Source organism: Polaromonas sp. (assembly GCF_012927415.1).
In the GTDB taxonomy this organism is placed as follows: Bacteria; Pseudomonadota; Gammaproteobacteria; order Burkholderiales; family Burkholderiaceae_C; genus Polaromonas.
The window spans coordinates 1-9020 of the sequence record NZ_JABBPF010000122.1 but is presented as its reverse complement, the minus strand read 5'-3'; the positions used below and the strand labels follow the sequence as shown (position 1 = coordinate 9020).

Annotated in this window: 10 protein-coding genes; all 10 read right to left on the bottom strand. The window is 62.3% G+C overall.

Features of this window, described 5'->3' with window-relative positions; all coding sequences use genetic code 11:
• Positions 1–159 (bottom strand): GatB/YqeY domain-containing protein (locus HHJ19_RS11630; RefSeq protein ID WP_296907459.1); only part of this gene is annotated, 159 nt, incomplete at its 3' end.
• 116 nt (positions 160–275) lie between these two features.
• Positions 276–488 (bottom strand): 30S ribosomal protein S21, encoded by a 213-nt coding sequence (gene rpsU / locus HHJ19_RS11625; RefSeq protein WP_011484193.1) that lies wholly within the window; start codon positions 486–488, stop codon positions 276–278.
• A gap of 239 nt (positions 489–727) precedes the next feature.
• Positions 728–1978, bottom strand: coding sequence for an NAD(P)/FAD-dependent oxidoreductase (locus HHJ19_RS11620; RefSeq protein WP_296907457.1), 1251 nt, complete (start codon positions 1976–1978; stop codon positions 728–730).
• Between the two features lie 149 nt (positions 1979–2127).
• Positions 2128–3018 carry a phytanoyl-CoA dioxygenase family protein gene (locus HHJ19_RS11615; RefSeq protein ID WP_296907454.1) on the bottom strand — a complete coding sequence of 297 codons (891 nt, stop codon included), beginning with the start codon at positions 3016–3018 and terminating at the stop codon, positions 2128–2130.
• 2 nt (positions 3019–3020) lie between these two features.
• On the bottom strand, positions 3021–3836 hold the full coding sequence (locus tag HHJ19_RS11610) for a phytanoyl-CoA dioxygenase family protein (protein ID WP_296907451.1): 816 nt from the start codon (positions 3834–3836) through the stop codon (positions 3021–3023).
• A gap of 133 nt (positions 3837–3969) precedes the next feature.
• A complete protein-coding gene (locus HHJ19_RS11605; RefSeq protein ID WP_296907449.1) occupies positions 3970–4665 on the bottom strand; it encodes a GntR family transcriptional regulator in 696 nt (231 codons plus the stop codon).
• Between the two features lie 73 nt (positions 4666–4738).
• Positions 4739–5734: a hypothetical protein gene (locus tag HHJ19_RS11600; RefSeq protein ID WP_296907447.1), complete on the bottom strand. Its 996-nt coding sequence runs from the start codon at positions 5732–5734 to the stop codon at positions 4739–4741.
• A 101-nt stretch (positions 5735–5835) separates the two neighbouring features.
• Positions 5836–6603, bottom strand: a complete 768-nt coding sequence (gene cobA, locus HHJ19_RS11595) for a uroporphyrinogen-III C-methyltransferase (RefSeq protein ID WP_296907445.1) — start codon at positions 6601–6603, stop codon at positions 5836–5838.
• The gene (gene ybiB / locus HHJ19_RS11590) at positions 6600–7505 is read right to left on the bottom strand and encodes a DNA-binding protein YbiB (RefSeq protein WP_296907443.1); all 906 of its coding nucleotides are present in this window, start codon (positions 7503–7505) and stop codon (positions 6600–6602) included. Before ybiB ends, cobA begins: the two co-directional genes overlap by 4 nt.
• Positions 7506–7559: 54 nt before the next feature.
• Positions 7560–9020 (bottom strand): molybdopterin dinucleotide binding domain-containing protein (locus HHJ19_RS11585; protein WP_296907442.1); only part of this gene is annotated, 1461 nt, incomplete at its 5' end.

The following is a 9020-nucleotide window of genomic DNA, read 5'->3' as shown; positions in this document are numbered from 1 at the left end:
AACGATGGCCACTGCCATCACGTCATCCACCACGACGCGTTCGTCCACTTCCTTTTGCTTGATGGCCGCCAGCAACAGCCTGATCGTGCCCAGGCGCTCGCTGTCCCTGGCGCGCATGGCGGCTTTCATGTCTTCGGTGATTTGTTCTTTGAGTGTCATGGCGGACTCCTGAAGGGATGCGGAAAAAATGGAAAAGTACAATTTTGCGCCAGGCAAAAAGCAAAAAGCCCGCAGAGCGTCCTCTTGCGGGCTTGAGCTGCCAGAAAAAGTACGGACTAGTACAGCTTCTTTGGCAATTGCATGGCGCGAATGCGCTTGTAGTTACGCTTGACGGCAGCAGCCTTCTTGCGCTTGCGCTCGGCCGTTGGCTTTTCGTAGAACTCGCGCGCACGCAGGTCGGTCAGCAGGCCGAGTTTTTCGATGGTGCGTTTAAAACGGCGCAGCGCGACGTCAAAGGGTTCGTTGTCTTTTACGCGAATGGTGGTCATTGATGAATTGATCCAAAAGATGCACCTTAATTGATCTGATCAGGATCAGGCCAGGTGCGGGTTTGCTAGCAAAGCCTAAGATTATAGCAGCGTGCAGTGTGGCCTTTGCGCTTTCCACATAGGTGTAAGGCGCTGAACTTCGTTGGGGCGGCGGGGCGCTTCATTCTGTGACGCCACGCTATTTGGGAGCGCGCGCGCGCGGCTCCGGGTGCCTGAGTGCTGCATTTTACGCGCTGCGCTTAGCAAGCCAGTTTCACGTGTTTTACAGCCAGCGCCTCTGCACAGGCAAAACCGGACGCCCAGGCCCACTGGAAGTTGTAGCCGCCCAGCCAGCCGGTGGCATCGACCACTTCGCCGATGAAATACAGGCCGGGCTGCTTCGATTCCATGCTTTGGGACGACAAATCGCGGGTGTCGACGCCGCCCAGCGTGACTTCCGCCTTTTTGTAGCCTTCAGAGCCGTTCGGTGTGAGTTGCCAGTCGGCCAGACCTTGCGCCAGACGCAACAGGGCCTTGTCGGTGGCTTCGCCGATGGGTCGCTGCAAAGCCGGGTCCTGGCTGACCCAGGCGTCGGCCAAACGGCTGGGCACCAGGCCGGCCAGCTCGTTGGCCACGCGTTTTTTCGACGTGGCTTTGGCGCGCAGCAGCGTTGCCGGCAAGTCCACGCCAGGCGCCAGGTTGATACGGATCGGCTGGCCTTCGCGCCAGAAGCTGGAGATCTGCAGCACCGCCGGGCCACTCAGACCACGGTGCGTGAAGAGCAGGTCTTCCGCGAACACCTGCGCCTGTTTGCGCTGTTTGGGCGTGGCGTCGAGCGGGCTGGTTTCAATCAGCACCGGCAGCGCCAGGCCGGCGAGCTGGGCATAGGGGGCCCAGGCTTCGCCGTCAAAGGTCAGCGGAACCAGGCCGGCACGCGGCTCAACCAGGCGCAGACCGAACTGTCTGGCCAGTCGGTAGCCGAAATCAGTCGCGCCGATTTTCGGGATCGACAGGCCGCCCGTGGCAACCACCACCTGGACCGCTTCAATCAGACCTCGGTCGCTCTGAAGTTGATAGCTGGTTGCGCCCGACTGCTCTGCGCAAAGTACACTTTTGATGCTACAAGGTTGCCAGCGCGTGACTTGACCGGCAGCGCATTCGGCCAGCAGCACGTTGATCACATCTTCGGCCGAACGGTCACAAAAAAGCTGACCTTTGTGCTTTTCGTGAAAGGGTATGTTGTGGCGCTGCAGCAACCCGATGAAATCCTGCGGTGTGTAGCGCGACAGCGCAGAGCGGCAAAAGTGCGGGTTGTCGCTCAGAAACTGGGCTGGCAAGGCGTCACGGTTGGTAAAGTTGCAGCGCCCGCCACCAGAAATGCGAATTTTTTCGGCAACCTTGTCGCTGTGGTCGACCAGCAAGACCTTCAGCCCCCGCTGGCCCGCCTGGCCCGCGCAAAAAAGACCGGCGGCGCCCGCGCCGATCACCACCACATCGAATTTATATGTCAAATCATCCTTTGGCACAGTTAGATCGGGCGAAATTAGCTACTAAAATAGTAGCGTTCAATACGCTGGACAAGATTTGACAAGTCAGTGGTCGCAGGCCCGTGAAGGCCGGAGTTTAACCTTGCCTTTGGCGTTCCAGGCAGGTTAGCGAACTACTTCTTGTCTGCTGTCTGCAGTGAATAAATACCCGAATAGCCGGCGCTGAAATCGGGCGGCAACTCGATGACGCCAGCCTCGACCCGCGCATGGGTGGCGGGCTCGCCGCGCACCATCAGGTTGCGATGGCGGCTGTCGATCACCGGGGCGCTGTAGGCAAGCGCATCTGCTGCAGCGTACTGGATGATGTAGGTCGTGCGCAGGTCGTCCGAGCGGTTCTGGCTCGAGCCGTGCACCACCAGCCCATGGTGGGCTACGATGTCGCCCGGATCGAGTTCATTGTCGACCACCCTTGAAAAATCGTCCGGCGTCATGCTGGCGTTGCAGTTGAGCTTGTAGACACCCTGGTCCCAGTGGCTTCGCGGACCCTGCCGGTGGCTCCCCGGGATCGACTGCAGGCAGCCATTGACGGCGCGTGACGGATTGAGCGGGACGCTCAGCGCGACCAGGTTGGTGTTGGTGTGCGGAAACACCGGCCAGTCCTGATGCCAGCCGATCTCGGCCCCGCCCTGCGGCAGCTTGAAGTTGATTTTAGAGTGGTAGAACTTGACGGGGCCGCCGATCAAGTCGGCCGCGATGTCGCCCAGTAGCGAGTTGAAAGCTGCATCGACAAACACATCGTCGAGTTCGGTGGGGCTGGAAATGCGGCGGATGCGCGGCGCCTGGGCCGTGTGCGCGGACTCTAGGTCGTAATGCCGCGTTTTCTCCGTCAGGACCCGGCCTTCGTCGTACAGGCGCTGCGTGGCCGCGACCAGGCGCTCAAGTAAGCCGCCGTCGAGTACGTGGTGAACCGTGAGGAAGCCGGTTTCCCGGTAGGCCGCGATCTGCGCTTCGGAAAGCTTTTTTTGGTGCGGGCGGATGCGCGAGAGGTCGTTGGCGCGGTTCACAGTCAAGCCTCCAGTGCTGAAAAAAGGTTCGCGAGAATGTCGTCGCTGCCCGCCGCGAGCGGCTTGAAATTGGTCGATCGCACGTAGTCCGGTCGCGGGTTTGGAGTCTCGCGGCAGCGGTTGCTGACCGGGTTGTAGACGATGTAGATGGCCCAGCGGTTGTGCCGCGACAAATTGTGGCCCGTGGCGTGCAGGATGTTGGAATCGAAGAAAACGACCGTGCCGGGTGTGCCCTTGATGGCGACCGGCTCGGGGCTGCGCGCCATGATGCCGATCATTTCCTCCTTGGACACCACCCAGAACTTGTAGCCGGTGGCTTCGTCGAAACGCGGCTCCAGGCTGCCCAGCTTGTGGCTGCCGGGAATGAAGTACAGGCAGCCATTCATCTCTGTCGGCGCATCGAGCATCACCAGCGCCGTGGTCGGGCGCGCTTCGGGCATGCCGTCGCGCTTCCAGGTGCCGTAGTCCTGGTGCCAGGCCCAGACCGAACCGTCGATGGCGGTCTTCAGGTTGCATTTGGTGTGGTGGATGTAGACCGACCCGTCGGCCAGAAGGTCCTGCGCGGGCTCGAGCAGGCGCGGCGCGCGTGAGGCGGCATGAAAGACCGGCGAGGCGGTCGGGCCATCGGCTTCATGCACCCGGTAAATGGTTTTGGCAACCCCACCGGCTTTTTCACGCACCAGATGGTCGGTGTCGATCTTCTGGATGCGCTCGAGATCCGCTTTCATGGCGGCAACTTCGGCAGCGGATAAAAGGCCTTCCAGGACGATGAATCCATCGCGGTGGTAGGCATCAATTTGGGATGGGGTCAAGCGCATGGGCAGGCTCCTTGGATGGGGGTACGGCCAGGCGTACAGGTTAAATTCAAAGGCAAAAGTAATGGTATATCACTGGCATACCAGATGTCAAATGCGCCCTATCCTCCGGGCCAGGGCAGCCCAGATGCCCGGTTCAGGTGGTAATAAGCGTGGCCCGCGCGAACTCGATCAGATCGTCGATCAGGCGGTCGCTGGCGTCGGCGGCGCGCTCCGGCTCGCCCGAAGCCAGCGCCTGGGCGAGCGCGACATGCAGGTCCATCGTCCTGCCTGCCTGGCCATGCCGGTGATGGTGGTGATACCAGAAGCGGCGCGAAGCGGCATGCAACGCGGCCACTGCGCCCGAGGCGATGTCGTTGCGGCAGGCGCGCGCCGCATGCAGGTTCATTGCGTTGTCGAACTGCAGGAATGTCCGCAGGTCGCCCGCTGCCACCGCGTCCTGCATGCGCAGAGCAATCCGGGCCATTTCCTGCCTTTCGACTGGCGTGGAACGAGCCGCGCCCGAACGGGCGATGAGGCGATCGAGCTCGCGCCGCGTCTCCAGGATTTGCAACTGCTGGCCAACGTCGATGGCTGTCACCACGACGCCCCGCCTCGGAAGGATCTGCACCAGATGCTCACGGGACAGGCGCTGCAGCGCCTCGCGGATCGGCGTATGCCCGATGCCGATGAGATCGCTCAACATCGCTTCGGACACCACGCTGCCTGGCCTGAGCTCGAGCGTGACGATCATCTCCTCGATTTGGCGGTAGGCTTCCTCATTGAGCGTCCCTGACGGTGTTTTTGTGCCTTTCGCAGGCGCCTCGAGACGTTGCACGGATCGGGTTTTCATGGGCAACAATAGTAGCAGCCAGGATCTTCGGGCGGCTTGCTGCCGGATAGGCAGCAGAGCATAGTGCGCAGAATCACTCGTGCTTCACGATCACCGGCTGTACCGTGAACACATTGGCATTCTTTGCATCCACCGTCACGCGTACCCAGTGAATCAACGGGCTGCCGAAGGTTTGCAGGCGTGTCAGGTTGGCCAGCAGTTTCGTCGGGCTGTAAAGAGGCTTGTCCATTTTGAAGAAATGGGTGTCGCCGTGTACCAGCAGGACCTGGCCGGGGAATTGTTCGGTCTCCAACACCACGCTGTTGATGAAATTGCGATAACCGCTGACGCCGGGCGCCTGGCTTTCATCCTTGTCTTCGGTCTCCGGCAGATCAAAACCCGGATCGGCCTGGAACACCAGCACCAGTCCACGCGCTTTTTGCGCCCTGGCGGTTTTGAAAGCATCCTGCATCCAGCTGACGTTGGCGGCGTCGCGCTCCAGGTACTCGGCGTTGCTGGCGTCGCACTGGACGGCCGTGCGTGCGCTCTTGTGCGTGCAGTCTTTTTGGTCGAGGACTTTATTGTTGTTGCTGCCGGGAATATTCAGCGTGGCAAACACGATGCCGCGGTGGCTGAAGCGGGTGTTCTCGACATATTTTTCGCCGGGTGGAGCCTGATGGACCAGCGGCATCTGGCGCTTGCCCAGGGAGTTCAGCGTCGTGAACATGGTTTTGCGCAGATAGGCCAGGCGTTCCAGCCCGTCGTAGCCGCCGTTGTTGAGGCGGTGGCAGTCGGTCCATTCGTTGTCGCCGGGCACGTAAACCACCGGTTTTTTCAGCTGGCTGAACATGGTCAGGGCCGAGGCGTAAATGTCATCGGTGCATTTGGAGCTGCCGTCCTTGATGTCGCCGTCGTAAATCGAAAAAGCGATCTCCGACTGGTTGATGCTTTTGAGCAAGGCCGGGATCTTTAGGTCGTCACCGGCTTTCTGGTAGGGCATGTCGCCCCACAGGCCGAAGGAGAAGGTTTGCGCCTGGGCGCAGCTCAGGCTGAGAGCCAGCAGCGCGCCGGCCAGAATACGGGTTGACATGGAATGCTCCGGTTGGTAAGCCGCAAGCATAACCAGCCACTGTGACGAGGCGGTGACGCGGGTGTGGCTGTGCGATGGCGCCGTGGGGCGCCGCGCGTCGTTCAGGCTGCGCGAACGACGTGCGGGTGCGCGGCGGCCACGGCCACGCCGCCAATGACATCGCCGACGACGATGATGGACGGGCTGGCCATGGCACCTGCCTGAATGGCGTCGGCCAGCGCGCCCAGGGTGGTGGTGATGTGGCGCTGCGTGCCCAGCGTTGCATTCTGGATGACGGCAACCGGCGTTGCGGCGGGCAGGCCGCTCAGCAGCTCTTGCTGGATGCGTTCGGCACCGCTTATGCCCATGTAGATCACCAGCGTCAAGCGGGCGCTGCGGGCGGTGGCGGCCAGCGCCCGCCAGTCGGTGCCGGCATCGCCGGGTTTGGCGTGGCCGGTGACGAACACCACGCCGTGCGCATGCTGGCGGTGCGTCAGCGGTACGCCCAGCGAAGTCACGGCGGCCAGGCCAGCGGTGATGCCGTTGATCACTTCCACTTGCATACCCGCGGCCCGCAGGTGCTCGACTTCCTCGCCGCCGCGGCCAAAGATGAAGGGGTCGCCGCCCTTGAGCCGCACCACGTTTTCGCCTTCGCTGGCTGCCATCAGCATGAGTTTTTCGATAAAGGCCTGCGGCGTGGACTTGCAGCCGCCGCGCTTGCCGACATGCACCACACGGGTCTGCTTTGACGCAAACGCCACGATCTCGTCACTGACCAGATCGTCGACGAACAGCACCGTGGCGCGCTGAATCGCCTTGAGGGCTTTGATGGTGAGCAGTTCTGGATCGCCCGGACCTGCGCCTACGAGGGTGACTTTGCCGATATTCATAGTTGGGCGACAAGATGCAAGATATGTTCCACCTGTTGCGCAATCGAAGCAGGCAGAGGGCTTTTCCCTGACAGCACCGACTGAATGTAAGCCGCCGTGCTGGCGGGGTCGATATCCCTGGGTAGATCGGGCACCGAGGGCAGGGTTCCCTTCACGCCTTCCTGAAAGAGCACGCGCTGCCCGCCGACAAAACCCTGCATCTGCGGTGAGCGGCGCGCGTCGGCCACCACCTCGCCTTCGGTGCCGCGCAGCAGCAGCGCATCGGCCTTGACGAGTTGAAAGGTGGCGGCCATTGAAATGGCGTATTCGGGATGGGTATAGCTGCTGACCACCAGCGCCTTGCCAGCGATCGGATTCATCAACTTGACAAGGCTGTGCGCCGGATTGCGCAGGCCGACGGCGCGGCGCACGTCAAGCAGGCGCTTCAAGGCCGGGTTGAGCAATTCCGTCGCGGCAAAAGCCACGCCCCCGGGCGCTATTGATTTAATAGCTGTCAGAAGCGGTACTTCCAGGACCGAAAGCACATTTGACGCAAAAACACGGCCAGATTCGGTGGGCGTGCCATGGACCAGCACGGGCAGCCCTTCGCGCGCCAGCAGCAGTGCCAGCAGCGGCGTGAGCACCGGCAGCTTGCGCGCGCCGTTGTAGCTCGGCAGGACGACCGTGGGCTTGTCGCTGGCGGGCAGCAGGTTCAGCCGCTGATGCACGGCATCCAGAAAACCCGCCATTTCTTCAGGCGTTTCGCCCTTGATGCGCATGGCCAGGCAGAAACCGCCAATTTCCAGGTCTGTCACCGCGCCGTCGAGCACCTGGCCCAGCAGGTCGCCGGCCTGTTCGCGCGACAAATCGCGCGCGCCGTCCTTGCCGCGCCCGATTTCCTTGATGTATTGACTTATACCCATGCAGCGATTGTCTGCGAATGCAGCTAACTTTTTGTTATGAGCTTAAACCCGTCGTTAAGCCAGGCGCTTGATCGGGATGACGGCAAGTTCCGGCAAGCTGTTGCCGGCTGCTTCGGCGCTGCAGGCAGAGCGCACCCGGCGTTTGAGTTCGGGTATGCACGAGCCGCAATTGGTGCCGCATTGCAGGCCAGCCTGCAGTGATGCCAGCCGTTCTTCGACCGAGCCCTGGTCGCTGCCAGTCGGGTTCATGGCGCTGCTCTGGCCGAGAGCCGACAAGTGCAGGTCGATGGCCATGTCGGTGACGTTGAAGCAGCTGCACACCAGTTTGCCACGCGACTGCACCGCCACCGGCGGCTTCGCGCCCGGCACCAAAAGCAACCGGCCATAAGTCTGCGCGGGCAGCTCGTCCTTCAATAACGTGCTGATCCAGGCCTGGGCACTGGTGTCGCCGGCGAGCATGAAGCCGGCCAGTTCAGCTTGCTCGCCCTTGCGGACCAGCCGCATGGTGCGGCGCTGGCCCTTTTTCCGGTCGGCATAGCGCAATGCGTACGAGCCATCAAGGCCCAAAATGCGCTCCAGCGTGGCCAGCGTCTCTTCGGGCGGCGCTTCATGGCTGGCGGCGCGAAACAGCATGCCTGTGCGTTCGCGGCCGCGGTCGCCCAGCGGCGCGTTGTTGGAAAACGGCACGCAGCTGCTGAAGGGAAATTCCGTCATTAGGGGCTTGAGCTGTTGGTGTGTGGCCAGCGCCTCGCTGTCGGGGAGCCAGGCCATGGCAAGCAGGGTCCATGGCAGTTCAGGCTTGAGGATGATCTTGACCGCCGCGTGCTTGAGCTCGGGTTGTTTGGAACTGGGGCAGTAAGCCGAGGTGGTCAGCGCGTTGACGCCTGCCAAGGGCTGGCCGATGCTGGAACGCCCGCTCAGGTACTCCTGGCCCCAGTGCATGGCGATGAAAGCCTGGCTTAACGCCACTTCGGGCGAGGACTGCACCGGCACGACGATGGAGCCGCGCCTGGAAGTGACGTGCACCAGTTCGCCTTCCTTGAGCTGGCGCCTGGCCATGTCCTGCGCATTCATCTGCACGGCCGGCTCGGCCACATGGCCAAACAGTCGCCCCAGCGTGCCGCTGCGGCTCATGCCATGCCACTGGTCGCGCAGGCGCCCGGTGGTGAGCGAGAAGGGGTAGCGCGATTCGCGTGGCTCTGCCACCGGTTTGTACACGGTGTTGACGAAGCGCGCCCTGCCGTCGGCCGTGGGAAAGATGCCGTCTTCGTAGAGCCGGTCTTTTCCAGCTGTTTCGCCTGGCTTGAGCGGCCACTGCCGGGGCCCCTGCTCCAGCATGGCGTAGCTCATGCCCGTGATGTCCAGGTCGCGGCCGCGCGTCGTTTCGCGGTGCTCGTTCCAGATGGTTTCGACAGCGCTGGCCGCATCGGTCAGCAAATAGGGGAACAGCGGTTTCAGGGCGGCCGGGCCCGGCGCGGCCAGCCGCTTGTCCAGCCGCTGCGCACTTTCAGCTGC

Bases quoted from the DNA above. Each gene is read 5' to 3' on its own strand.
- rpsU (WP_011484193.1), bottom strand. From the start codon at position 488: ATGACCACCATTCGCGTAAAAGACAACGAACCCTTTGACGTCGCGCTG.
- HHJ19_RS11605 (WP_296907449.1), bottom strand. From the start codon at position 4,665: ATGAAAACCCGATCCGTGCAACGTCTCGAGGCGCCTGCGAAAGGCACA.
- cobA (WP_296907445.1), bottom strand. From the start codon at position 6,603: ATGAATATCGGCAAAGTCACCCTCGTAGGCGCAGGTCCGGGCGATCCA.
- ybiB (WP_296907443.1), bottom strand. From the start codon at position 7,505: ATGGGTATAAGTCAATACATCAAGGAAATCGGGCGCGGCAAGGACGGC.
- HHJ19_RS11600 (WP_296907447.1), bottom strand. From the start codon at position 5,734: ATGTCAACCCGTATTCTGGCCGGCGCGCTGCTGGCTCTCAGCCTGAGC.
- HHJ19_RS11610 (WP_296907451.1), bottom strand. From the start codon at position 3,836: ATGCGCTTGACCCCATCCCAAATTGATGCCTACCACCGCGATGGATTC.